This is a genomic window from Nocardia sp. NBC_01503, assembly GCF_036327755.1.
Classification (GTDB): domain Bacteria; phylum Actinomycetota; class Actinomycetes; order Mycobacteriales; family Mycobacteriaceae; genus Nocardia.
This window is the reverse complement of sequence record NZ_CP109596.1, coordinates 377,478-403,495: the sequence shown is the minus strand read 5'-3', so window position 1 is coordinate 403,495 and position 26,018 is coordinate 377,478. Positions and strand designations below refer to the sequence as shown.

General features: G+C 67.9%; 18 protein-coding genes. 14 read left to right on the top strand and 4 right to left on the bottom strand.

Features of this window, described 5'->3' with window-relative positions; translation table 11 throughout:
* Positions 1-27 precede the first annotated feature (27 nt).
* From OHB26_RS01735 to OHB26_RS01700, 8 genes are all read left to right on the top strand, one after another.
* The gene (locus OHB26_RS01735) at positions 28-1,320 is read left to right on the top strand and encodes an NAD(P)/FAD-dependent oxidoreductase (protein WP_330182478.1); all 1,293 of its coding nucleotides are present in this window, start codon (positions 28-30) and stop codon (positions 1,318-1,320) included.
* A 113-nt stretch (positions 1,321-1,433) separates the two neighbouring features.
* Positions 1,434-3,002 (top strand): TY-Chap domain-containing protein, encoded by a 1,569-nt coding sequence (locus tag OHB26_RS01730; RefSeq protein ID WP_330182477.1) that lies wholly within the window; start codon positions 1,434-1,436, stop codon positions 3,000-3,002.
* A gap of 9 nt (positions 3,003-3,011) precedes the next feature.
* A complete protein-coding gene (locus OHB26_RS01725; protein ID WP_330182476.1) occupies positions 3,012-3,152 on the top strand; it encodes a hypothetical protein in 141 nt (46 codons plus the stop codon).
* Positions 3,153-3,263: 111 nt separating this feature from the next.
* Positions 3,264-3,950, top strand: a complete 687-nt coding sequence (locus tag OHB26_RS01720) for an SDR family NAD(P)-dependent oxidoreductase (RefSeq protein ID WP_330182475.1) — start codon at positions 3,264-3,266, stop codon at positions 3,948-3,950.
* Entirely contained in the window at positions 3,947-4,990 is a 1,044-nt protein-coding gene (locus OHB26_RS01715) for an S-adenosylmethionine:tRNA ribosyltransferase-isomerase (protein ID WP_330182474.1), read from the top strand. Before OHB26_RS01720 ends, OHB26_RS01715 begins: the two co-directional genes overlap by 4 nt.
* A gap of 300 nt (positions 4,991-5,290) precedes the next feature.
* A complete protein-coding gene (locus OHB26_RS01710; protein ID WP_330182473.1) occupies positions 5,291-6,136 on the top strand; it encodes a GNAT family N-acetyltransferase in 846 nt (281 codons plus the stop codon).
* Positions 6,137-6,142: 6 nt separating this feature from the next.
* On the top strand, positions 6,143-7,135 hold the full coding sequence (locus OHB26_RS01705) for a lysophospholipid acyltransferase family protein (protein ID WP_330182472.1): 993 nt from the start codon (positions 6,143-6,145) through the stop codon (positions 7,133-7,135).
* Between the two features lie 341 nt (positions 7,136-7,476).
* Positions 7,477-8,517 carry an AraC family transcriptional regulator gene (locus OHB26_RS01700; RefSeq protein WP_330182471.1) on the top strand — a complete coding sequence of 347 codons (1,041 nt, stop codon included), beginning with the start codon at positions 7,477-7,479 and terminating at the stop codon, positions 8,515-8,517.
* 75 nt (positions 8,518-8,592) lie between these two features.
* On the opposite strand, the gene OHB26_RS01695 is transcribed toward OHB26_RS01700, so the two are convergent.
* The gene (locus OHB26_RS01695; RefSeq protein ID WP_330182470.1) at positions 8,593-9,096 is read right to left on the bottom strand and encodes a MarR family winged helix-turn-helix transcriptional regulator; all 504 of its coding nucleotides are present in this window, start codon (positions 9,094-9,096) and stop codon (positions 8,593-8,595) included.
* Between the two features lie 174 nt (positions 9,097-9,270).
* Here OHB26_RS01695 and OHB26_RS01690 point away from each other — a divergent pair, with 174 nt between their 5' ends.
* Both OHB26_RS01690 and OHB26_RS01685 read left to right on the top strand, forming a co-directional pair.
* A complete protein-coding gene (locus OHB26_RS01690) occupies positions 9,271-14,739 on the top strand; it encodes an ATP-binding protein (protein WP_330182469.1) in 5,469 nt (1,822 codons plus the stop codon).
* The gene (locus tag OHB26_RS01685; protein ID WP_330182468.1) at positions 14,739-15,071 is read left to right on the top strand and encodes a hypothetical protein; all 333 of its coding nucleotides are present in this window, start codon (positions 14,739-14,741) and stop codon (positions 15,069-15,071) included. Before OHB26_RS01690 ends, OHB26_RS01685 begins: the two co-directional genes overlap by 1 nt.
* A gap of 266 nt (positions 15,072-15,337) precedes the next feature.
* Here OHB26_RS01685 and OHB26_RS01680 read toward each other — a convergent pair whose 3' ends face one another.
* Positions 15,338-18,874, bottom strand: a complete 3,537-nt coding sequence (locus tag OHB26_RS01680; protein WP_330182467.1) for a BTAD domain-containing putative transcriptional regulator — start codon at positions 18,872-18,874, stop codon at positions 15,338-15,340.
* A 327-nt stretch (positions 18,875-19,201) separates the two neighbouring features.
* Here OHB26_RS01680 and OHB26_RS01675 point away from each other — a divergent pair, with 327 nt between their 5' ends.
* From OHB26_RS01675 to OHB26_RS01660, 4 genes are all read left to right on the top strand, one after another.
* Positions 19,202-20,422, top strand: a complete 1,221-nt coding sequence (locus tag OHB26_RS01675; protein ID WP_330182466.1) for a cysteine desulfurase family protein — start codon at positions 19,202-19,204, stop codon at positions 20,420-20,422.
* Positions 20,423-21,547, top strand: a complete 1,125-nt coding sequence (gene mnmA, locus OHB26_RS01670; protein ID WP_330182465.1) for a tRNA 2-thiouridine(34) synthase MnmA — start codon at positions 20,423-20,425, stop codon at positions 21,545-21,547.
* Between the two features lie 316 nt (positions 21,548-21,863).
* Entirely contained in the window at positions 21,864-22,910 is a 1,047-nt protein-coding gene (locus tag OHB26_RS01665) for a methionine synthase (protein WP_330182464.1), read from the top strand.
* Positions 22,911-23,080: 170 nt separating this feature from the next.
* The gene (locus OHB26_RS01660; RefSeq protein ID WP_330182463.1) at positions 23,081-23,920 is read left to right on the top strand and encodes an SAM-dependent methyltransferase; all 840 of its coding nucleotides are present in this window, start codon (positions 23,081-23,083) and stop codon (positions 23,918-23,920) included.
* Between the two features lie 4 nt (positions 23,921-23,924).
* Here the strand turns inward: OHB26_RS01660 and OHB26_RS01655 are convergent, their stop codons facing one another.
* Both OHB26_RS01655 and OHB26_RS01650 read right to left on the bottom strand, forming a co-directional pair.
* Positions 23,925-24,296 (bottom strand): hypothetical protein, encoded by a 372-nt coding sequence (locus OHB26_RS01655; RefSeq protein WP_442942832.1) that lies wholly within the window; start codon positions 24,294-24,296, stop codon positions 23,925-23,927.
* A 66-nt stretch (positions 24,297-24,362) separates the two neighbouring features.
* On the bottom strand, positions 24,363-25,616 hold the full coding sequence (locus OHB26_RS01650) for an AAA family ATPase (protein WP_330182462.1): 1,254 nt from the start codon (positions 25,614-25,616) through the stop codon (positions 24,363-24,365).
* Positions 25,617-26,018 lie beyond the last annotated feature (402 nt).

Genomic DNA, 26,018 nt, shown 5'->3' with positions numbered 1-26,018 from the left:
GGTTAGTCATGAGAGAAGGAGGCTGTCATGTCGTACGTGGGTGCGGGTGTCGAGACCGTTGAGGTTGTCATTGTCGGATCGGGCTTCGGTGGGCTTGCCGCCGCCAAGCAGCTCAATAAGTCGGGAGTTCCGTACGTTCTGATTTCGAGTACCCCCGAACACCTCTTCCAGCCGCTGCTCTACCAAGTTGCGACGGGTGTGCTGGCCTCCGATGAGATCGCCCCGCCCATCAAGAACATCCTCAAGCATCACAAGAACGGCGAGACCCGTATCGGCAAGGTCACCGCCATCGACGCCCCGAACGCGATCCTCACCTACGAAACCGCCGAGGGCACCCGGCAGATCCGCTACGGCTCGCTCATCGCCGCCACCGGCGCCAGCCAGTCCTATTTCGGCCGTGACGATTTCGCCGACAAGACCTACTCGCTCAAGACCATCGACGATGCCAAGGCGCTGCGCGCGCAGATCGATCGCGTCTTCACCGAGGCCAAGACCGCCGATCCCGAGACCCGCCGCCGCCTGCTCAGCTTCGTGGTGGTCGGCGCGGGCGCGACCGGTGTCGAGGTCGCGGGCCAGCTCAAGGAACTCGCGAAAAGGTACTACCACACCGATGATTCGGTGATCCTGGTCGAAGGCGCGGGCGTGGTGCTGCCCCCGTTCGGCGGCGGACTGTCGGAGTACGCGAAGGGCTCGCTCAGCAAGAGCGGCGTCGAGGTGCTGGTCGACACCTTCGTCACCGATATCGACGAGGGCAAGGTGACCGTCAAGAGCAAGGACGGGGTGGAGCGCGGCATCGCCGCCGAGACCGTGGTGTGGTCGGCGGGCGTACAGGTGGGCGGCTTCGCCGAGCTGCTGGCCGAGGCCACCGGCTGTGAAACCGACCGTGCCGGAAGACTGCTGATCAATCCGGACTGCACCGTCGGCGCGCACGCCGATATCTACGCCATCGGCGATATGACCTCGCTCAAGGGCTACCCGGGTCAGTCGCCGGTCGCCATGCAGGAGGGCCGCCACGTCGCGGACATCATCCGCGGTAAGAAGCAGGCCGCCACCGAGTTCACCTACTGGGACAAGGGCAGCATGGCGGTGATCAGCCGCTTCAGCGCCGTCACCAAGATCAATGACAAGATCAAGTTCAGCGGCACCATCGCCTGGTTCACCTGGCTCGCGGTGCACCTGTTCTACCTGGTCGGGTTCCGCAACCGCTTCGCCGCGGTCTTCTCCTGGCTGGTCGCCTTCATCGGCACCGGTCGCCCCGGTTTCAGCGAGGTCGAAAAGGCCCCGGTGGCACAGGCTTTGGAACCGCCCCGCGCGGCCTGAGCCTGCCGCCGAAATGAGCCGCCCGGTAGTCCCCACCGGGCGGCTCTCTTATGCCCGGAACCTGTCGGACACCCGTTGTATGGTGCGAGTATTCGATGGGAGGGAGTAGTCGGGTGGGGAGCGGAACTTTCGAGGATCGGGGACCGGCGGGGGCGGGATCGCCGGAATCCGAGGTATGGGAATGGTTTTCGGCGGCGCTGGGGTGGACGCTGTTCAATCTGCCAGTGGACAGCTTCCTGCTGCTCAGTGCCCGCGGTGAGCTGTCGGCCCAGTTCGTCCGGGGTAGTGACTACCTGTACTGCGAGGTGGTCGCCGATGCCGGGGAGCGGGCGGCGGACGCGGCCTCCGCGCGGTTGCGCGCGCTCGGCTGGGACACCCCCGATCCGGATGCGCCCTGTAACTGGCGCCGCGAGCTGCTATGGCCCGCACGGTTTTCCGACTACGAGCTGGTCGCCGCCGCCGTGATCGCGGTGATGCGCGAGATCCAGGAATTATGGCTGCCATTGGAATTGACCGCGGAGACCTGGACCGAGGGCACCGAGGAGCGCGCGGATCTGGGGCTGCTCAGTCTCGGGAACTACGCGCTGGAGGAGCTGCGTGCCGCCGCACCGTCGGTGCTCGCCGATTTCGCCCGGGCGAATCGCAAACTGCTGGAGATGGATAGGGCGGTGGCCAAGAGCAGCAATGAGATTCGAACGATCCTCGGACTCGACTATTTGCGCGGTCGGAACGCGGAGATTCTCACCGGAGCAGATGCGTCCTGGCCGGTACGTGATCGGACCGTGGATTTCATCGGCCGCCTCGGTGAAAACCATCTGCTGGTGGTGGATGTGATTCTCGATGTCGAGGATTTGAGCAGCAGCTTGGACTTTCATTGTGTCGACGGGCGACGGGTGCAGCGTGGCACCGAGCCGTTCGTACGCGCCATGGTGCGCACCGACCCGGATCTGCCCGTGGCGTCGGCCGAGGATGAGGTCCGCATCGACTACCGGCTGATGGTGATGGACACCGATCAGAACATTCGCATCGTCGAGGCCGGCGCGTTGGACCAGCGACCCGATTCCCAGGTGCGGCAAGCGCCTTCGCGCCCCAGACCCGCCGCCGATCGGCTCGCGGATGTGTACCCACTGTTGAAACCGTCGAACTGGCCGGACGCGGCGCAGGCCCCGCACTTCACGCTCGGCTCGGAGCAGCAGCGTGTTGTCATCGCGTACGCGCACAATCTGCCCGACAGATACGAGGTGATCCTCGACGATCACCCCGAGGCGACCGATGAGCGATTGTCGGAACGCGCCCTGGCCAATCTCGCTGCGCTGCATTACGAATGGCAGTTCACCGAGCTGCAATGGTTGCGGGTCGCCACCTGCTCCGGTCATACCTTCTCCGCGGAGAAGCTGCTCGATCCCGCCGCTCTGCGGCAGGCGCATCGACTACTCGGCACCCAGGAGATCATCGTCTCGGTGCCGCGGCGCACCATCCTGTACGCGTTCCCGCGCAGCACCCTCGACACCATGGAGTCGACACAGCAGATGCTGCGCCTGGTCTCGCGCACCTTCGCCGATGATACGTACGGCAATGCCCCGATCAGCACGCTGCTGTTCGTGGTGCGCGACGGTAAGCCGGTGGGATTGGTTGATCCGGACGACCAAGCCTCCAGCCGCAGGCGGTATCGGGCGCGCTAACCTGCGCATATGGCTGTTCCTACAACACGTTTGCTGGTGCTGGCGGTGGTGCGCATGCTTGCGCCGGTGCACGGGTTCGACGTCCGGCGTGAATTGCTGTCCTGGCATGCGGACGACTGGGCGAAACCGTGGCGCTCGCCCTGCTCCTGATGGTGATCGGCGCGCGCAGCTTCGCCCGCGAAAACGCCTGACCTGTCGTTGTGGTTTGCCGTCGGTGAAATTCCTTGACCTGAAGTGAGGTTCAGGTTTCACGATGGCGTTATGTCGGAAAACAAGAGAGCCCTGATCACCGGGGCATCGGCGGGCTTCGGTCGTGCGGTCGCGCACGCCCTCGCCGAGCGAGATTGGCAATTGATCATCACCGCCCGCGGCGCGCGGGAATTGGCGAAGGTGCGGGCGGTGACCGGCGCGGTGGCGGTGACCGGCGATATCGCCGATCCCGCGCACCACGAGCAACTGGCCCGGGCCATTGGATCCGAGCCCCTGGATCTGGTGCTCAACAATGCCAGCGCGCTCGGGCCGAGCCCGTTGCCGCCGCTGGAGAAGTATCCGATCGAAGAGCTCGTCGCGGTCCTCGACACCAATGTGATCGCGCCCCTGGAGGTGCTGCAGCTGACGCTGCCGCTGCTGCGGGCCGCCGGCGGTGCGGTGGTGAATATCAGCTCCGATGCCGCGGTCGGCGCGTATCCCGGCTGGGGTGGATACGGGGCGTCCAAGGCGGCGCTGGATCAGCTCACGGCCGTGCTCGGCGCGGAGCATCCGGAGCTGCGGATCTACAGTTTCGATCCGGGCGATATGCGTACGGCCATGCATCAGGCGGCGTTCCCGGGCGAGGACATCTCCGACCGGCCGGAGCCGGAAACCGTTGTCCCCGCGCTGCTCCACCTGCTCGATACGAGACCGCCGAGCGGCCGGTATGTGGCCTCGGAACTGCCGGTGGCGTCATGACGGTGGAACTGGCGGTGGAGTTCACGCTGCCGGAGGAATTGACCGCGACCAGTCCGCCGGAAGCGCGCGGGCTCGCCCGGGACGAAGTTCGCCTGCTGGTCAGCGATGCGGGCGCGTTGACGCACGCGCGCTTTCGCGAACTGCCGGATTTCCTGCGGCCCGGAGACCTTGTCGTGGTGAACAATTCGGCCATGGTCAAGGCCGCCGTCACCGCCCGGTACGGCGATGATGCCGCGGTCCTGCACTTCTCGACGCGTCTGGACGATGGCGGCTGGGTGGTCGAACTACGCGACCCGAGTGGTACACCCTGGGCCGGCGTGCCGCTGGAAGCCGGTGTCGGCGTGCTGATTCCGGGTGGTCACCGTGCGAGACTGCGCCGACCGTGGTTCCCGGGCGCACAGCGCCTGTGGATCGCCGATATCGATACCGACGTCCCCGCACTGCTGACCCGGTACGGCCGTCCGATCACGTATTCCTATGTCACCGAACGCTGGTCGCCGGAGTACTACCGCACCGTTTTCGGCCGCGAACCCGGCAGCGCCGAAATGCCGAGCGCGGGACGGCCTTTCACCGACGCATTGATCACCGATCTGGTGGCGCGCGGTATCGGCCTGGCCGCGATCACCCTGCACACCGGGGTTTCCTCGCCCGAGACCGGGGAGCCGCCCAGCCCGGAACGCTTCGTGGTCCCCGCGCTCACCGCCGAACTCGTGAATCTCACGCACGCCCTCGGCGGGCGGGTGGTGGCGGTGGGCACGACGGTCACCCGCGCCCTCGAATCCGCCGTCGGCGCAGACGGGTTGGTGCACGCCGCGGCGGGCTGGACGGACCTGGTACTGGGTTGCGCGCATCCGGCGCGGGTGGTCGACGGGCTCATAACCGGCTGGCACGCGCCCGGGGCCTCGCATCTACATCTGCTGGACGCGGTCGCCGGATCGGAGGTGGTGCGGCGCGCCTACCGGGCCGCGCTGGACTCCGGTTACCTCTGGCACGAATTCGGCGATACCGCTCTGCTGTTCGCCGCCCGAACCGGGCGCTGACCGACTCATCGCCGCCGCCGGAGCAGGCTTCGACCGCCCGCGCCGATGCCGCGAACCCCGGCGCTGACACCCCGTACGCGAAGGCGTAGAGTCCCCTTCTCCAGCCGTCGCGAAGCATGCGCCGCGAGGGCTCGGGCGAGGGTTGTACCCAGTCGGGATACGAGCGTTTGTCCTGGTAGGGAACTTTCGGAGGCGCTCGGATGAACGCCGGGTGTGGTCTGCGTCGCGTTCACCGGACTGGCATCGAGAGGCCATCCGGAGGTTGCTCCGATGCGGTTTGCGACTGGCTTGATCAACCGTATGACCACCAAGGCAGCGTCGACTTCCAGCCTGCTCCCACGCGAGTCATATACAGCTCCGGAGCCGCCGCGCACCACCGGCCGTTCCCAGTACTCCCTGGTCGTCTCCTCCGATGCCGAGCATCGGGAAGCGGCGCAGCGGCTGCGGTATCAGGTCTTCGCCGCCGAACCGGGTTTCACCATTCCGGACAACGGCACCGGCCTGGATGCCGATCGTTTCGATGAGCACTGCGACCATCTGCTGGTCCGCGATGAGCTCACCGAACAGTTCGTCGGCTGCTACCGCATGCTGCCGCCGGATAAGGTGACCGCCGCTGGCGGCTACTACACCGCGACCGAATTCGATTTGGCCGCACTGGATCCCACCGGCAACCGGATCGTCGAGATGGGTCGCGCCTGTGTGGTGCCGGACCATCGCAACGGTTCGGTGCTGACGCTCATGTGGGCGGGCATCCTGCACTACATTCAGCTCACCGGATACGACTGGATCATGGGCTGTGTCTCGGTGCCCATGCGGCAGACTCCGCAGGACGCGCCCGGGGTGAATGTGCGCGGCGTACGCGACCTGCTCATGAAAAAGCATGCGCTGCAAGCCGATCGGCACGTGCGCCCGTTCAACCCGGTCGTCGTGCAGGGCCGGACCCTGGACGAGCTGGAGCCCCCGGCCCGCCCCAAGCTGCCGCCGCTGCTGAGCGGTTATCTGCGCCTGGGCGCGGAGATCTGCGGCGAACCCGCCCACGATCCCGCGTTCGCCGTTGCCGATTTCGTCGCCCTGTTGGGCCTGGAGACCATCAACACTCGCTACCTGGAGCGCCTGCAGGGCGCGGTGGCCACTCTCGAGCGGTGATGAATCATGATGCCCGCCTTCCTTTCCCCCGGTTCCGGTGCGCTGGAGTGTCCTCCGGCCCCCGCCTCCGCCCACGCCTGGATGCCGTCGAGCCCGTGCGGGCCCGAATGCGTCGAAACCGAGCCTGAGGCCGGTCGCCTCCGCTTCGCCGCCCGCCTCGCGGGTATCGGTGCGGTGGCGGTCTCCTTCCCGGTCGCCTATCTGGCCACGCCGCGCCGCTACCGCGCCGGGCTGCAAACCCGGTACGCCCGAGCCCTGCTGTCCTGCTGCGGAATTCGGGTCCGCGTCGTGGACCGGCGAGCGGAAGATGCCGCGGATTCCACTGCGGTGCGGGCGAACGCGGCAGCGGGACCACAGGGTCTGCTGGTGGTGGCCGGGCATATCGGCTGGACCGATATCATCGCGCTCTCGGCCGTGCGGCCGACAGCCTTCGTGGCACGCGCGGATATGGTCGACTGGCCGGTACTCGGCGATATCGCCCGCCGCGTCCGGGTCATCCCCATCGACCGCGAACGCCTGCGCGAACTCCCCGGCGTGGTGAACCGCATTGCCGAACGCCTCGCCTCCGGTGAGCGCATCGGCCTCTTCCCCGAGGGCACCACGTGGTGCGGTCGCGCCCACGGCCGCCTGCGTCCGGCGCTCTTCCAGGCGGCCATCGATACCGGAACCCCCGTTCAGCCCATCCGCCTGCGCTACCTGGATCGGCACGGCGAGGTCTGCGCCATCCCGGGTTTCGTCGGCGTCGACACCATGGCGGACTCCTTCCGCCGCGTGCTGCGCTCCAAAGGCGTAGTGGCCGAACTGGTCCTGCAACCCCTGGAGCAGCCCGGCACCGACCGCCGAGATCTCGCTCGCCGTTGTGAGCAGGCCATTCGCGGCGATGCCGTGGACCGCGCCTTCGCCGATATCGTCGGCCGCGACGAACCGGGTTCGGACCGTACCGAACTCACCGTCCAGGCTCCCGAACACCGTCACCCCAAGCTCCCCGCCCGGGTCTGACAGCACGCTCGTAATGCACGGGTGCGGCCGCTCTCGTCATCCCGGGGCGGCCTTCCTCGTCATCCTGGGGTGTGGCCTTCCTTGTCATCCCGGCGCGCTTCTGGCCGGAATCCGCTGAAAGCGGCTGGAGTGCAGCAGATGTGGATCCCGGCCAAAAACATGCCGGGATGACGGGGGTGGTTATGCCGGGATGATGGGGGCTCTGTCCATCACGCGATTGCATTGTCCGCGTGTGCCGGGTGCGGTCGAGGTGGGGCGAAGTTCTGTCACTGCGTGCCGTTCCGCTGTTCAACCCGCACGTTTCGCATAATCGTGAGCCGGATGTTTGCGAAGATGGCGGCATGTCTGAAGCGCCCGGGCGTCTTCGCGCCATTCACAATGCCGCTCTGTTGGTCGAATTCGGTGCGCAGCGCGGACTCGACGCCGAGGATCTGCTGGCGGGGACGAGGATCGCGCCGGAGGATCTCGGCGATTCGGAGGTGATGATCACCTGCGAGCAGGAGTACACGCTGATGCGGAATCTGCTCACCGGGTGTGAGGACGAACCCGGGCTGGGTTTGCTGGCGGGCATGCTGTGCCATCCGACGAGTTTGGGGATCTGGGGTTTCGCGCTGAGTACCTCCTCGACGCTGCGGCAGGCGCTCGAGATCGGTGTGCGCTACCTGGACCTGTCATTCGCGGCGGGGGAGATGCGGCTGGAAACCCGGGGCCCGAATGTGGTGATCATTCGCGATGATTCGGCGCTGCCGCGCGAACTGCGCCGCTTCACCCTGGAGCGGGATATGGTCGCCATCGGTATTGTGCAACAGGATCTACTGCCTATGCGGTTGCCCGCGATCCGACTGGAGCTGGCTCTGCCCGCGCATCCGATGTACGAGGCGGTCTCGACGCTGCTCGGGGTCTCGGAATTGGATTTCGATGCCGAGCGATCGGCGCTCACGCTCCCGGCGTCGGCCTTGGAAATGCCGCTACCGCAGGCGAATCCGGCCAGTATGCGAATGTTCGAGGAGCAGTGCGCCGAGGTGGTGCAGCGGCGGCGCAATCGGTTCGGAGTCAGTGAGCAGGTGCGGGAGTTATTGATTCACCGCCACGGGCTGGCCGAACAATCCGATATCGCGGCGGATCTGAATATCAGTGTGCGCACGCTGCGGCGGCGGCTCGCCGCGGAGGGCACCACCTTTCGGGAACTCAGCTCCGAGACCATCGGACTGCTCGCCGAAGAGTTGCTCAGCACCGGTCTGACCGTGGAGAGTGTGGCCGATCGCCTCGGCTACGCCAGCGTCTCGGCATTCGGCACGGCCTTCCGCACCTGGCGCGGGCAGACCCCCGGGCAGTACGCCCGGGCTCACCGGCTGCTCACTCCCATGCGCGGAATGCGCTGAGCCGCACGGTGATCAGCGGACCGGACGGGTAGCGACGGGGCGGGCCCGCACAGTCGACGGCGGGCGGGTAGCCGGTCATCTGATTACCCCTCGATTCTGCTCGTAGTCGTGCAGCACGTCGGTCAGCCGGGTCATGGCCCGGCGTCCGGCGCGCAGTTCGTCACGTTCGGTGGGGGTGAGCCGGTCGAGCGCGTAGGCGACCACTTCGATGCGGTGCCTGCGGCTTTCGTCGGCGAGCCGCCGCGCGTCCGGGGTGAGGGACAGGCGCGTGGCGCGCCGATCGGCCGGATCGGGTTCGCGCACCAGCAGTCCCGCCTTCACCGATTCGGTGACGAGGGTGGAGACGCTGTTGGCGGCCGAGCCGAGTTCGGCCGCCGCCTCCTTGACCGATATACCGGGTCTGCGCCCCACCAGTCGCAGGAATTCGGTCTGCGCGCCGGAGAGCGCGGATTCGTCGAAGGAGCGCCCGGCGAGTCGGCCGACCTGTCGGCGCAACCGTCCCATGGAGCTGAAGAGCAGGGCGAACAGTTCGCTGTGCGCCTCGTTCCGGTCCGCCATTTGTGCCTGTCCATCGCGCATATCTCCCAGAATGGCTCTGTCTCAGAGGTATTTCTCTGTGAAATTCTTTGGAACTACGGACCGGTAACCCCCACACGCTGTGGCTCCATGACGTGGGAGAGCGCACACTGGGCGAAAACCGGGAGTCCATTCCCTCGCCCGACCGGGCCAATGCCTTGGAAAGGAGTCGGCGAGTTGTTCAGCCGCATCGCCATCGTGAACCGCGGAGAGGCCGCCATGCGCCTCATCCATGCCGTACGAGACCTGGCCGCGGAGACCGCGCTGCCGATTGAAACCATCGCCCTGCACACCGATGTCGACCGCAATTCGACATTCGTGCGCGAGGCCGATGTCACCTATGACCTCGGCCCCGCATCCGCGCGCCCCTACCTGGATCTCAAGCTGCTCGAGAAGGCCCTGATCGAGACCAAGGCCGACGCCGCCTGGGTCGGTTGGGGTTTCGTCGCGGAGGATCCGGCCTTCGCCGAACTGTGTGAGCAGATCGGGGTCACCTTCATCGGGCCCAGCCCGGACGCCATGCGCAAACTCGGCGACAAGATCGGCGCCAAGCTGATCGCCGAGGAGGTCGGCGTGCCGGTCGCGCCGTGGAGCCGGGGCGCGGTGGAGACCCTGGAGGCGGCCACCATCGCCGCCGCCGAGATCGGTTATCCGCTCATGCTCAAGGCCACCGCGGGCGGTGGCGGGCGCGGTATCCGCGTGGTCACCAATGAGGCCGAGCTTGTCGATGCCTATGAACGCACCAGCCAGGAGGCCGCGCGTGCCTTCGGTAGCGGTGTGGTCTTCCTGGAGCGCCTCGTCACCGGTGCGCGCCACGTCGAAGTACAGGTGATCGCCGACGGTCAGGGCACCGCGTGGGCGCTGGGTGTGCGCGACTGCTCGGTGCAGCGCCGCAATCAGAAGGTCATCGAGGAGTCGGCGTCACCGGTGCTGAGCGCCGAGCAGACCGCCGAACTCAAGGCTTCCGCCGAGCGGCTGGCCATCGCGGTCGAGTACCGCGGTGCGGCCACCGTCGAATTCCTGTACCACCCGGGCGATCAGCTCTTCGCCTTCCTCGAGGTGAATACCCGCCTGCAGGTGGAGCATCCGATCACCGAATCCACCACCGGCTTCGATCTGGTGCGCGCGCAGCTGCACGTGGCCTCCGGTGGCCGGCTCGAGGGGGAACCGCCCGCCGAGCGCGGGCACGCCATCGAGGCGCGCCTCAACGCCGAGGATCCCGATCGCGATTTCGCACCCGCCCCGGGTCGTATCGCGCGCCTGGATCTTCCGGCCGGACCGGGTATCCGCGTCGATACCGGTGTCAGCGAGGGCGACACCATCCCCGCCGACTTCGACTCCATGATCGCCAAGATCATCGCCTACGGCCGCGACCGCAATGAGGCCCTGGCCCGCCTGCGTCGCGCGGTGGCGCAGACCCGCGTGGTCATCGAGGGCGGCGCCACCAACAAGAGCTTCGTCCTGGATCTGCTGATCCAGCCCGAGGTCATCGATGCCAGCGCCGATACCGGCTGGATCGACCGCGTGCGCGGTGAGGGCCGTCTGGTCTCGCACGCGCACTCCAGCATCGCCCTGGCCGCGGCCGCCATCGACGCCTATGAGGAAGAGGAGGGGGTCGAGCGCCAGCGCCTGATCTCCACCGCCTCGGGTGGTCGTCCGCAGGTGCAGCACGAGAGCGGTCGCCCGCGCGATCTGAAGCTGCGCGGTGTCGGCTACCGGGTGCGGGTCGCGCGGATCGGCGCGCATCGCTTCCGGGTCGGCATCGAGGCGGGCGGCGAAATCCGCACCGCCGATGTGGATTTGGAGCGTTTCGATCAGCACACCGGGCAGATCGTGGTCAATGACACCCGGTACCGCCTGACCACCGGCACGCACGGACCCGTGCACCTGGTCGATGTCGACGGTGTGACGCATCGGATCAGCCGGGACGAGGGCGGCGTCGTGCGCTCGCCCGCCCCCGCGCTGGTGGTCGCCACCCCGCTGCAGGTCGGCGATGAGGTCGAGGCGGGCGCGCCCGTGCTCGTACTCGAGTCCATGAAGATGGAGACGGTGCTGCGGGCCCCGTTCCGCGCTCGCCTCAAGGAGTGCGCGGTCTCGGTCGGCACTCAGGTCGAGACCGGTGCGCCGCTGCTGCGCCTGGAGCCGCTCGCCTCCGATGACGATGCGGCCGAGGATGATTCGGCCACCGGCGCGGCCGTACTGGATCTGCCCGTGGAGACCGCCGCGGTGCGCCCGCACGAGCGCATCGGCCGTCGCCTGCAGGATCTGCGCGGACTGCTGCTCGGCTTCGATGTCGATCCGCTCGATGAGAAGCGGGTGGTGGACGACTACCTCGTCCTGCGCCGCGCGGCCGTGGCGGATTACCGTCGCCCGCTCGCCGAAGAGCTGGCGCTGGTCGATGTCTTCGCCGATCTCGCCGAGCTCAGCCACAATCGCTCCTGGGACGAGGAGGGCGAGCAGAGCCACGTTCACAGCGCCCGCGAGTACTTCCACACCTATCTGCAGAGCTTCGATGTGGAGCGCGCCGGACTGCCCGAGACCTATCAGGCCAAGCTCTCCAAGGCGCTCGGACACTACGGCGTCACCGAACTCGATCGCACGCCCGACCTCGAGGCCGCGGTCTTCCGCATCTTCCTGGCGCAGCAGCGACCGTCGGACACCGTCACCATCGTTACGACGCTCTTGCGCGAATGGCTGCGGGAGCCGGTGCCGGACAGGGCACTTCGTGAGCCGGTCGGCCTGGCGCTGGAGCGCCTGGTGGCCGCGACGCAGGTGCGCTTCCCGGTGATCGCGGACCTGGCCCGCGGTGTGGTGTACGCCTGGTACGCCCAGCCGCTGCTGCGCCGCAACCGGGCCCGCGTGTACACCAATGTGCGAAAGAACCTGCGGCACTTGGATCTGCACCCGGATTCGGCCGATCGCGCCGAGCGCATCTCCGATATGGTGCGCAGCACCGAACCGCTGGTGCGCCTGCTCGGTCAGCGCCTGGTGCGCGGATACGCCGACAACACAGCGGTGCTGGAGGTTCTCACCCGCCGGTACTACGGCAACAAGGGTCTGGTCGACGTCCGCACCCAGGAGACCGAGGGCTGCTCCTTCGTCGTCGCCGAACGTCGTGGCCTGACGCTGGTTTCGGCCGCGGCCAGCTTCGACACCCTGCCCACCGTGCTGCGCGGTCTCGGCGCCGTCGCCAAGGGCGCCGCCTCGCTCGAGGTCGACATCTACCTCGGCTGGGAGAAGCAGCCCGAGGACTTCGACGCCATGGCCGCGGCCCTGCAGGAGGTGCTCAACGCCCAGCCGCTGCCCAATCACGTGCATCGCATCACCTGCACGGTGGCGGGCAGCGGTGGCGCGGTCATGCACCACCACTTCACCTTCCGGCCCTCGGCCACCGGCATGGTCGAGGAGCGGTTGATCCGCGGCCTGCACCCGTACATCGCGCAGCGCATGCAGATGAAGCGGCTGCACAAGTTCGACCTCACCCGACTGCCGTCCTCGGACGACGAAGAGGTGTACCTGTTCCGGTGCGTGGCCAAGGAGAACCCCTCCGACGAGCGGCTCATCGCCTTCGCCCAGGTCCGGGACCTCGCGGCGCTGCGTGACCACGACGGCCGACTGCTCTCGCTGCCGACCGCCGAGATCACCATCGCCACCTGCCTGGACTCGATTCGCCGGGCCCAGTCGCAGCGGCCCTCGGCCAAGCGCCTGCACACCAACCGCATCGTCATGTACATCTGGCCGCCGGTCGAGCTGACCCGGGCCGAGCTGGAGACCATCATCGCGGCGCGCGTGCAACCGGCAACCGCCGGAACGGGTTTGGAGGAGATCCTGCTCATCGCGCGCCAGCGTGATGCCGCCACCGGTGAGCTGGTCAAGATCGCGGTGCGGATCGCGTTCGATGCCGCCGGCGGTACCGAGGTCAGCTTCGTCGAGCGCTCGGACGAGCCGGTCGAGCCGCTGGACTCCTACCGGCAGAAGGTGTTGCGCGCGGCCAGCCGCAATACCGTGTACCCGTACGAATTGACCGAGCAGCTCGGTGATTTCGCCGAATACGATCTCGATGCCGCGCATGCGCTGGTGCCGGTCGACCGGGCCAAGGGCCGCAATAGCGCGGCCATCGTCGCCGGTGTGGTGAGCACACCGACCACCCAGTACCCCGAGGGCGTCAAGCGCGTGGTGCTGCTCGGTGATCCGACGAAATCGCTTGGCGCACTGTCGGAGCCGGAGTGCCGCCGGGTGATCGCGGCGCTGGATCTGGCCGAGCAGATGCGGGTGCCGCTGGAGTGGTACGCCCTCTCCTCGGGTGCGCGCATCTCCATGGAGTCGGGCACCGAGAATATGGACTGGGTGGCGGCCGCGCTCAAGCGGATCGTCGAGTTCACCCAGGACGGCGGCGAGATCAATATCGTCGTCGCGGGCATCAATGTCGGTGCGCAGCCGTACTGGAACGCCGAGGCGACCATGCTCATGCACACCAAGGGCATCCTGGTCATGACCCCGGATTCGGCGATGGTGCTCACCGGTAAGCAGGCCCTCGATTTCTCCGGTGGCGTCTCGGCCGAGGACAACTTCGGTATCGGCGGCTACGACCGCGTCATGGGACCCAATGGTCAGGCGCAGTACTGGGCTCCCAACCTGACCGCCGCGCGCGGTGTGCTCATGGCGCACTACGACCACACCTATATCGCGCCCGGTGAGCAGACCCCGCGTCGTTCGCAGACCAGCGATCCCATCGATCGCGATGTGTCGGACTTCCCGCACACCGCGGCGAACAGCGATTTCAAGACCGTCGGGGAGATCTTCTCGGTGGCCGCGAATCCGGATCGCAAGAAGCCCTTCGATATTCGCTCGGTGATGAAGGCGCTCTCGGATCAGGACCATCCGGTGCTGGAGCGCTGGGCGGGTATGGCCGATGCCGAGACCGCTGTGGTGCATGACGCGCACCTCGGTGGAATCCCGGTGTGCCTGTTGGGTATCGAGTCCCAGAGTGTGCCGCGTCGTGGCTTCCCGGCCACCGACGGACCCGACACCTACACCGCCGGAACGCTTTTCCCGCAGTCGTCGAAGAAGGCGGCGCGAGCGATCAACGCGGCCAGCGGAAATCGTCCGCTGGTGGTGCTGGCGAACCTGTCGGGCTTCGACGGTTCACCGGAGTCGATGCGCAAGCTGCAGCTCGAGTACGGCGCCGAGATCGGCCGTGCCATCGTGAATTTCCAAGGCCCCATCGTGTTCTGCGTGATCTCGCGGTACCACGGCGGCGCGTTCGTGGTGTTCTCGAAGGCGCTGAATCCGAATATGACCGTGCTCGCTCTGGAGGGTTCGGTCGCCTCGGTGCTCGGTGGCGCTCCGGCCGCCGCGGTGGTCTTCGCGGGTGAGGTCAATGCCCGTACCGCCGCCGACGCGCGCGTCCGGGAACTGCAGGAGCGGGCCGCCAACGCCCCCGGCGCCGATCGTGCCGCGCTCACCGCCGAGGTCGACGAGATCCGCTCGTCGGTCCGCGCGGAGAAGCTCGGTGAGGTCGCGGCGGAGTTCGACCGCGTGCACAATATCCAGCGCGCTGTCGAGGTCGGTTCGGTGGATGCCATCATCCGCGCCGCCGATCTGCGCCCGGCCATTATCAAGGCCATCGAGGCACGCCTGGGCTGATGGAAGCCGACCCGCGCGACCAAACCCGGATCGAGCGGGTCTCCGCCAGAATCGCCGATCTGGGCGACTGGCGGAATCTTCCGCCACTGTTGTGGACCCTCGGTGAGGAGCCGGCCGACGAATTCGGCATCGGCATCCTCACCGAGGTGGTCGGCACCATCCCCGCCGGCGAAGACCCCCTCACCGCCGAACTCCTCACCCTGGAGTGGGCAGACGCCCTCCAGCTTCCCGAACGGCCCGCCATCGCGGGCCGCCGCGAATTCGCCCGGGACTGCGAACTATCGGACAACATGCCGGTGGATCGCATCCGCATCTGGTGCGATTCCGTCTGAACGACCCCTCAACGCACCGCTGACCCGTGCGTTTCGAGATCGTTCAGCAGCCTTTGAGTCGTCGGGGCCGCTCTCCTCATCGGTGCTCAGCACGAGCACCGTTGAGGGGAAACCCGAAGGACTGAAAGGGTGCTGTGACGCACGACTACATCATCGTGGGCGCCGGTGCCGGCTCGCCGACTCAGCGACGCAGGACAGCGAGTGCTGCTGCTCGAGGCCGGACCCGCCGACACCAACCCCGCCATTCACGACCCGATCCGGTTGACTCACTGACGGCGGCCGCCAACCGAATCCCGGTGCGGGCGGTGGGTTTCTACGCTACCGATGACGAGCGTGCCGGCCTCGCCGTCGAATCCCTCATCAGCGCGGCCGGATTCGATCCGGTCCGGGTGGGCGGGATCGAATCCGCCATTCGTATCGAGGTCTTCGGCGACCTGCACGAGTTCGGTGGTCTGGGGCATCCCGTCGACCGTGCCGAAGCTGAAGCCGTTCTCCGGCAGCAGGTCTGAACCACCGGTGAGCGCGGCGTCGATCTCGGCGAGTTCGAGAGCGGCGCCGATCAGCTCGGCCAGCGCGCGAGCCTCATGAAGTAGCGCTCGCGCACGCTCACCGTCCGTGCGGAGCAGTCGAGCCAGATCGATCAGCGCCGGAATCAGCTCGACCGGGCTGTCCTGGGTGCGCAATACCGCCGCGGCCCGGTCCAGCAGTGCTGCCGACGGACCACCGGGCGCCGCCAAAGCCTGTGCGCGCATTGCCCTTCCGATGGTCACCGGCGTATTCCAGCGCTGCGCCAGCTCCAGCTCATCGTCCGCGAGTTCCCGGGCCCGCTCCCGATCACCCATGCGCACCAGTTCCATCGCCGCTGAGCTGCGCCAGGCGATATGCGCCGGATTGGCGATGCCCACCGCGCCGACCCGCCGCCCGCACTCCAGGAAATGGCCTACGGCTTCCCGGGATTCGCCGCGGGCGGCGCACAGCAGGCCGCGAATATGAATGGCGACGGTCCATTCCCAGGTTGAGGGGTTGGCATTGGCGGTACGGCGATCCAGCCAGTGTTCGGCCTCGTCGAGTCGGCCGAGGCCGATCAGCGCGTGCGCGTACTGGGCGGCGAGAGTCGCCGGTGGCACCACGAACCTGTCGTCGATATCGCCCAGTACGGGTCCCAGTTCTGTCAATACGTCCTGGTACGCGCCGGCCCGCAGCATGACTTCCGAACGCAGGATGACACGGTAGGTGTCGATGGCGCCGAAATGCTGATCCGCGCGCTGTTCGGTGAGATTCAGCGCGGCGGGCAGATCGCCCTGCCACATTCGCAGATGCGCCAGTAATCCGATGAGGCGGCAGGGCAGCATCTCCTCCGAATGCTCGGGCGCGAGCCGTCGCACCGCGGTGCGGGCATCGATCCGGACGCCGAAGGCATCGGCCCAGGTGAGGGTCGCCGAGGAGATCAGATCGTGCTGCGGCAGGGAACGCAGCCCGGCCACCAGACCCCGCCAGGTGGGGGCGGACAGCCCGGCGATCATCCACATCGACGCGCGAATCTCGTCCGCCGAAGCGCGATCTCGCGGTTCGGTAGCGGCGATGACGGCATCGAGTAGACGCATGGCCGTGGTCGCCTCGTGGCGCGTCGCCATGGTCCAGGCCAGCGGGACGGCCGCGGTCGGCGCGGCCGCGTGCTCGCGTTGACCGCGCAGCGCCTCATCCAGATGTGCCCGCGCCGCGGCGGGATTGGTCCACAGCTCCAATTGCCCGAGCCGGACCAGCAGGTCATCCCGCTGTTCGGGTGTGCAGATGCGCAGCGCCAATTCCAGCCAGCGCACGGCCTCGGCGATAACGCAGGCGCGCAGGCATTCCTCGGCGGCGTCGACGAGTACCACGGTCCACCGGGCATAGCCGGAACCGCACAGGTCACGCAGATAGCGGGCCACATGTCGGGCCGGATGGCCGGTGCTGCGCTCATGTTCGGCGGCCGCTGTGCGGAACCGCGCGGACTCGTCACGACTGCTGAGCCAGTGAATGGTGTTGGCGATCAACGGATGTCGCACACTCGGCGGGTCCGCGGCGGCGAGAATGCCCGCATCCGTGAGCAATTCGCAGCGATGCCGCACCTCACTGGGCGGCTGGTCGCAGGCCGCCGCGAGGGTCTCGAGGCTCGGCTCCAGACCCTGGAGCGCGGCCAGGGCGCGCATCATCCGCGATCCCCGGGCCGAAAACCCTTGCAGGAGACGCTTGGTCGCACGCGAATAGCGGCCGTCGAGCAGGCGCTCCGGTACCCGGGTGCGGTCGGCGCGTTCGGCCATATCCGTGACAACCGCGTCGACGAGCAGGGGTATCTCGGCGGCGGCGCGCTCGATCTCCGCGGCCAGCTCCGGCGGGCAGGGCAAGCCGGTGCGTTGCTCGTACAGATCGGCGATGGCGGCCAGGCTCACCCGCTGTAGCCGCAGTACCCGTGCCGCCAGTGGTTCCAGGCGGCTGTGCAGGTCCACGACGCGCCGATCCCAGAAGCCGCCGTCGAGCGCGACGACAATGAGTACCCGCGCGGTGCGCAGTGCGGGGATGACGGCGGCCAGTACCCGGGCCGAGCGCTCATCCATCCGGGTCGCTTCGTCGACCAGCACCAGTGTCGGCAGGTCCGCCGATCGATGCGCCAGCGCGGCGCGCAGTCGAGCGATAAGGGTCTTCTCGGTGGTTTCGTCCACCGCTGCCGCGTCGTCCACCGCTGCGGGGCCGTCGAGCCGGGTCAGCAGTTCCTTCGCCAGATCCGCGTGATCGGCGGTGAGCTCGATCCGCAGCGCGCCCGGATAGCGCCGTGCGACCTCGTCGAGCAGTACGGTCTTGCCGTACCCCGGGCGACCCGTGATCACCACCAGCCCGCCCACACCGGCGGCCGCGCCGCGCTCCAGTTCGTCGATGGCCGCGAACTCCCGATCACGATCCACGAGTTGTGTCGCGCGGGAATCGCTTTCGGCGACAGTGGTATTCGCGGGCTGCGGCGGAGCGGTCTCGATGGCCCGCGGCCGCGGTGCGGAATCCGACTCCCAGCCCGCGAGGATGCGGTCCTGTAGTCCGCGCAGCTCCGCACCGGGTTCGACACCGAGTTCGTCGACCAGCAGCCGCCGGGTATCGCGGTAGACGGCCAGCGCCTCCGAGCGCCGCCCCCGATCGGCGAGGGCGCGCATCAGCATGGCGCGCAGCCGCTCTCGCAGCGGATGCTCACTCACGAGCGATCGCAAGGTATCGATCGCCTCGTCGGCGCGGCCCCACATGACCGTCAGCTCCAGGCTGTCCTCGAGGATCGCGAGCCGTCGCTCCGCCAGCGCGGTCCGTTGCTGCTCCGCCCACGGGCCGGGGATACCCGCCAGCGGTTCGCCCGAGCAGAGGGCGAGCGCCTCGGCGTACAACCGCGCGGCGCCCTCCCCGTCGTTCGCGCGCCGGGCTCGCGTCGCCGCGGCCACCAGTTGGTCCAGGACGCCGATATCGATCTGATCGTCATCGATGCGCAACTGATAACCGCCGTGCCCGGACAGCAGCACACTCGGCGGCGTACGGGGTGGTCGAGCGGGCTCCAGGATCCGGCGCAATGCCGAGATGTGGGTCTGAATCACCGCATTGCCGCTGGCGGGTGGCGCATCCTCGTACAGCGCGTCCAATAGTGCCGCTGCCGAAACCCATTGCCGCCGGCGCATGGCCAGTACCGCGAGTACCCCTCGACGCTGCGGCGGTCCCAACGGCCGAACCTGTCCGTCCAGCCGCGCCTCCACCCCGTCCAGCAGGATCAGGTGTAGCGCGCTCGCCCGATCCATCGACCTCTCCACGCCCATCGAATTCCGCGCACCCACGGCAACCAATGGGTTATCACGACAATCGAGCGGTAACTTTACCGGCCACAGGCGCCGGAAGGTCGTCGACCCCGAGGGCGCCGGGGCCACGTGGCGGCCCTCACAAACGGCCCGGCACCGGTGGCGCAACCGGCGTTCCGGGGATCCCGGGCGGAGACCAACTTCCCCGGACAGAGCTCGGGGAATATCGGGCGGCGATCGATCGGTTGCGCACAGCGTGTGCGAAATCGTGGGCGGCGGGGGTATACCGCAGGATTACGCAGGTCAACGATGGGTTAGGCTCTATCAGTCATGAAGTCGGCTTTCCCGGGTCCGGTCGGTGCCCAGACGGTCTACCTCGATCACGCGGCCACTACACCCATGTTTCCCGTCGCTGTCGAGGCGATGACGGCTGTGCTGGGGTCGGGCGGTAATGCCTCCTCACTGCATGGTTCGGGGCGGGCCGCGCGACGGTTGCTCGAGGAATCGCGTGAATCGATCGCGGCGGGGTTGGGGGCGCGGCCCTCGGAGGTGATCTTCACCTCCGGTGGGACCGAGAGCGACAATCTGGCGGTCAAGGGGATCTACTGGGCTCGGCGCGATGCCGATCCCGGGCGCACTCGGATTCTGGTCAGCTCGGTGGAGCATCACGCGGTGCTCGATACCGTGGAGTGGCTGGAGCAGCACGAGGGCGCGCGGATCACCTGGCTGGAGGCGGACGCCGAGGGCGTCGTCTCGGCACGGACCCTGCGCGAGGCGCTGGCCGCGCATGCCGATGACACCGCGCTGGTGAGTGTCATGTGGGCCAATAACGAGGTCGGGACCATCCAGCCGATTCTCGAATTGGCCGCGGTGGCACAGGAGTTCGATGTGCCCATGCACTCCGATGCGGTGCAGGCGGGTGCGCAGCTGCCCATCGACTTCGGCCGGAGCGGTTTGGCCGCGGCCAGTTTCGCCGGTCATAAGGTCGGCGGACCGCACGGGGTCGGCGTACTGCTGCTCGGGCGTCAGGTCGCCGCGGTGCCGCTGTTCCACGGCGGCGGGCATGAGCGCGATCTGCGGTCGGGGACCTCGGATGTGGCGGGTGCGGCCGGATTGGCCGCCGCCGTTCGCGAGACCGTCGACGGAATGGCGCTGCGCACAATGGAACTCACCCGGTTGCGGGATCGGCTCATCAACGGCGTGCTCGCCGAGGTGCCCGAGGCCATCCTGAACGGGCCCACCGGCGACCGGCGACTACCCGGCAACGCCCACTTCACGTTCCCGGGCTGTGAGGGCGATTCACTGCTCATGCTGCTCGATGCCGCGGGAATCGAATGTTCGACCGGATCGGCCTGCAATGCCGGTGTCGCCGGACCCTCCCATGTGCTGCTGGCCATGGGTGTGGAGCCGCGGCAGGCGCGCGGGTCGCTGCGATTCACCTTGGGACACAACTCGACCGACGCCGATATCGACGCTCTGCTGGCCGCGCTGCCGCAGGTCGTGGACCGGGCGAAGGCGGCCGGACTGGCCGGCGCGAAAGGAGGCTTCTAGATGCGAGTACTTGCCGCGATGAGTGGTGGCGTCGATTCCGCGGTGGCCGCCGCGCGCGCCGTCGAGGCCGGACACGAAGTGGTCGGGGTGCACCTGGCGCTGTCGGCGAATCCGGGCACGCTGCGCACCGGATCGCGCGGCTGCTGCTCCAAGGAGGACGCGGGTGATGCCCGGCGCGCCGCCGATGTGCTCGGAATCCCGTTCTACGTCTGGGATTTCGCGGACCGCTTCAAGGAAGACGTGATCGACGATTTCGTCGCCGCGTACGCCGCCGGTGAAACCCCGAACCCGTGCCTGCGCTGCAATGAGAAGATCAAGTTCTCCGCGCTCGCCGATCGTGCCGTCGCGCTCGGCTTCGACGCCGTGGTGACCGGGCATTACGCCCGCCTGGAGGACGGTGTGCTGCGCCGCGCGGTCGACGAGGACAAGGATCAGTCGTATGTGCTCGCGGTGCTCACCGCCGAGCAGCTCGCGCGCGCCATGTTCCCGGTCGGCGACACCCCGAAGCCGCTGATTCGGGAGGAGGCCGCCGAGCGCGGTCTCGCCGTGGCGAACAAGCCCGACAGCCACGACATCTGCTTCATCCCCTCCGGTGATACCCAGGCGTTCCTGGGCGCGAAGATCGGTATCCGCCCGGGTGCGCTGCTCGATGCCGATGGCACCAAGCTCGGCGATCACAAGGGTGTGCACGAGTTCACCATCGGTCAGCGCAAGGGCCTGGGCCTGCCCGGTCCGGCCGCGGACGGTAAGCCGCGCTATGTCACCGATATCGATCCGGACTCCGGCACCGTGCGCGTCGGCTCCGCCAAGGATCTCGAGGTGTGGACGGTCCTGGCCGACCGTGCCATCTGGACCTCCGGCGAAACCCCCGCCGGGCCGATCGAATGTGTGGCGCAGGTGCGCGCGCACGGCGGCACCGCCCCCGCGGTCGCGCAGGCCGATGGCGCGGGCCTGGTGGTCCGCCTGCGCGAACCGCTGACCGGCGTCGCCCGCGGCCAGGCCGTGGTGCTCTACCGCCCGGACGCAGCGGCCGGCGATCAGGTCATCGGCAGTGGCACCATCTCCGGTACCGAGCGCGAACCCCATTCGTACGCAACCGAACTGGTGTCGGACACCGCTCAGTGACACCACCCTCGCAGCGGCGGGGCGAGTTGGGCGGCGCGGGACTGCTTCCGGTTGTCCGGGGTGGTGTCGGCCGGATTCCACTGATGCCCGCTGGGGTGTGGATCCCGGCCGAAAGCGTGCCGGGATGGCGGGGTGTCGTGTGGCTGGATGACGAGGGCGCGGAGGGTCGGGGCGGCTCGGTTCGCAAGGATCGGTCGGCATCGTGATCCCGCCGATCCTGCCGGTGGTACCGTGCGCCGATCCAGGGCCTCGGCCTGAACTGGTGTGACTTGCCGGGCAATTGAATCTGTAGGGCCGAGTGATGCGGGGTGCGTGGATGAGTGAGATCGAGAGCGGTTCGGGAGTATTACCGGGCGGCATTGCCACCGGTGTCGGGTCGTGGCCGGGTACCGATGTGCGCGAGGCCGCGTCCACCATCGTGGGGGAGCTGGGGCAGCTGCCGCATCTCGTGGAGTTGCCGGGACGTGGGGTCGGCGCGGACATGGTCGGGCGGGTTTCGGCGCTGCTGGTGGATATGCGGTTCGACAGCACCACGCGTGGATATCGGCTGGCCGTGCGCCCGGGTGCGGTGTCCCGGCGTGCGCACGACCTGTTGCGGGCGGATCTGGACGCACTCGAAGAAGCCTGGGAGACAGCGGGTTTCGCGGGTACCGGGCGGACGGTCAAGGTGCAGGTTACCGGGCCGCTGACCTTGGCCGCCGAGGTGGAGTTGCCGCTCGGGCATCGGGTGCTGACCGATTCCGGTGCGGTGCGTGATCTTTCGGAGTCGCTCGCCGAGGGGGTGGCCGCGCACGCCGCCGAGGTCGCTAAGCGTTTGGGTGCGAATGTGCTGGTGCAGTTCGACGAACCGCTGCTCACCGATGTGCTCGACGGCACCATGCGCGGGGTCAGCGTGCTGAACACCGTGCGCGCCTTGCCGGAACCGGAGGCGCTGCACATTCTCGATACGGTGCTCGACGCCCAGTCGGGGCCCGTGCTGGTGCACACCTGCGCGGCCAAGCCCGCACTGGGCTTTCTGCGCCGAAGTGGTGCCGCCGCAATCGGATTCGATATGGCACGGATCGGCGTCAGGGATCTGGACCGGATCGGGGAAATCCTCGATGACGGTCGGCATCTGGTGCTCGGATTGGTGCCGACCAGTGCGCCCGACAAGCCCGTCACCTGGCGTGAGATCGCCGAACCCGGTGTGCGCCTGATCGATCGGCTCGGCTTCTCGCGCCGACTGCTGGCCGAGCAGATCCTGGTCTCGCCCGCATGTGGACTGGCGGGCGCATCGCTGGACTGGGCTCGCAAGGCACTGGGCCTGGCGGCGGAGACCGCGCGCGTCTATGCCGATGAACCGGAGTCGATCGCCTTCGATTGAGCGGCAAGGACTTTCACCTGGGCGGGGCTGGTCCGTACCAGTCGCCGGACCGAGAGTGCCGACGTGCGTGCAGATGTAATGCTGCGCTGTCGCATGCGGCGGTCTAGCGTCGACGGTGGCCCGTACGTTTTCTGCGGGCTGTCGGCCGAATTGCGGAGTGGGAGTTAGTCATGACCGAAGCAGCAGCGCCGGTGCCGATCGCCGGGGTAGCCATGACCGCGATCGGGATCGCCGTGGTGCGCGTGCGCGAGACCGAGCGGGACGATCGTTTGTACAGCGATCCGTTCGCGCACTTGTTCGTCGACGCGGCCATGCCGAGTTTCGGTGCGCGCTGGGATGAGCTGTCGCCCTTGCTCGACATGTTCTACGAGGCCCGCACGGTGGCCGTGCGATTGGTCGACGATCATGTGGAAGCGGCTGTGCGCGAGGGGGTTCGCCAGATCGTCATCCTCGGTGCCGGGCTGGATACGCGGGCATTCCGGATGGATCTGCCGGCGGACACCCGCTTCTTCGAACTGGATCTGCCGGAGACCTTCGCGTTCAAGGAGCCGGTGTTGACCCGCGGCGGCGTGACGCCGCGCTACGAAAGGCGGGTGCTGCCGGTCGATCTGCGGGGAGACTGGGCGGAAGCGCTACTGGCACAGGGATTCCGGGCCGATGAGCCGACGCTCTGGGTGGATGAGGGCGTACTCGGATATCTGCTGCGCCCCGATGCCCGGCAGGTCCTTGCCACGCTCACCGAATTGTCCGCGCCGCGAAGCCGTTTCGATATCGGTAACTTCGCCGTCGACCCGAACAGCGGCGCCTACCTGGTGCTGCGGCGGCTGGTCTCCGGTGCCGACGAGGTCCCGCGCGAGGTGGCCGGTCTGGGCTCGGATATCGAGCAGTGGTTGCACGAGCACGGCTGGGACACCACCTTCCAGACCTGGGCCGAACAGGCCGCGTCTGTCGGGCGCCCGGACACCAACGGCGGTCCGGAGACCGGGAATATCGTCGCGATACGACGCTGAGGCGTCAGTTGCCGGGATCGCGCTGCTGCCGTGATCCGAAGTACGGCCGCACCCCGGGATGCGCGAGCTGCCAGTGGTCCGGCTTACCGGCCGGATAGGTCACCGGAATCTGATCGCCGATCGACGGCCACTGATTCACATCCCAGGCGAACCGTCCGTACACCTCGTGCGCCACCACCGTCGGCCCGGAGATGCTGCCGCTGAGCGTCACGTACTGCTCACCGGTGGCATCGGGTCGCGGGCTCACCCCGGTCAGGTGCAGCATTCCGGATTCCGGCGCGACCATCGGCGCGGCGCCCCGGCTGCCTCGGAACCTCATAATGGCCGCGACCAGCGCGCCACCGATCACCAGAACGAATATCAGCTGCAGGAGCATGGGCTCCACTCTAGGCGCGTGTGCCAGTCGTCGCCGCTGTACGGTTGCTGAAGAATTGCTTTGAAATCAGTGCGGCTGCAACTCCGAGGTCCCGGAATTGGTGCGGCGCACGCCCCACACCGTGGTCCGCTTGGACTGTGAACGGCCGTTACCCCGGTCGATCAGCATGCGATCGGCGGTGGTGAAGACCAATTGCGCACCGTGCGTATTGGTTTCGGGATTCTGGAACAGCTGGATGAGACTGTCCGCGGTCTCCGGTGTCAGGTGCGCGTCGATATCGTCGACCGTGAGCACGCCGCCGGTGTCCAGGGCATCGAGCATGGGTGGGAGCAGGCGCAACATGGCCAGGGTGGCACTGGATTCATCGGTGATGTCGAAGGCCGTATCGATGCCCTCGTGCACCAGGCCCAGGCCGACACCGCGGCGGGTGACCATGCGCGAGTACAGCGCATCCCGCGCGCCGAACAGATTGGAGAGTTCGCGCTGCAGCAGGGTCACGGTGATGCCGTGTTCGAGGAACAGCTCCTCGGCATAGCCGGTCGAGACCGTACAGGACTCGATTTCCTTTGTGGTGCTGGCGATATCGTTGTCGAGGTCGCGTAGGTAGTCGCCGTACATGGGGTCGTCGCCGGGCAGCAGCAGATCGGTGATGCCGAGGTCCGCCGAGCGCAGCAGGGTCAGCAGCCGCACCGCGTGATCGGTGGAGCGCGAGATGTGACTGCCCACCCGATGCGCGATATCGGCCGGATCGGGTTGTCCGCACTGGACCTCCAGCAGCGACTGGAACCAGCGGTAGGCCGGTACCAGGGGTTCGGCGTACAACTGTCCGGACAGGCTCAGCAGCAGGGCATTCGGACGTACCAGCGGCACCACCGCGCCCAGCCCGTAGCGCGCCGCCTCGAACATGGGCCCGATGCGGATATCGTCGCCCTGCCGTTCGAAGACGATGCGCTTGCGATTGTGCGGGTGCGAATGCAGCCATTCGGCGCTCACATCGGCGTTGTCGAGCCGGAAGCCGTAGGTGTACGGGCAGCCCTCGGCGACGAACTGGGCGATGAATTCCGAAGGGCGGTCCGCCAATCCGAGGTGCGGGGTGCGCACCGGTCCGGAGAACGGGTCCCAGCCGGTGACGGAGTTGAGCACCGCGTCCCGCATCCGGTCCAGGGCGTCGACCAGACTCGTCTTTCCGGTCGCGGCCGCGCCGTAGACGGCGGTGACGGGCGCGGCGACCGGGCCGTTGCCGCGGGTGAGCCGCAACTCCTGCGGCTCGGCGAGGGATCGGTGGTTCGCCACCTGAAAACTGCGCAACACCCTGGTCATCCTGCCGGTCGGCGGGCGTTAAAGCGACTCGCCCGTATCGGACATGTGCGGCGGGAACGGAATTCATTCGCGGGCGGCCACATACACGCAGGTGGATGCGGTTTCACGGCCTCGGGACCGGTGCGATTCCGCCCGAACCAGCCGGGCGTGAGCTATTCGGCTGCCAGCGTGGCGAATTCGTCGATCAACGGGCTGTGCCGAGTCGCATCCCAGGCCATGCTCACCCGGTCGTCGGCGATATCGGCGACCGGAATGTAGGTGGTACCCGGCGGCCCGAAAGTTCTTCGAGCTCAGGTACTTGGGCGCGCTGACGGCGGTGCGCGCGGCCGCATCGCAGCTCCGGCCGGACGGCTCCATCACCCGCACCGCCGGCGCCGCGAGCCGCGCCCGTGCCGGGCTCGA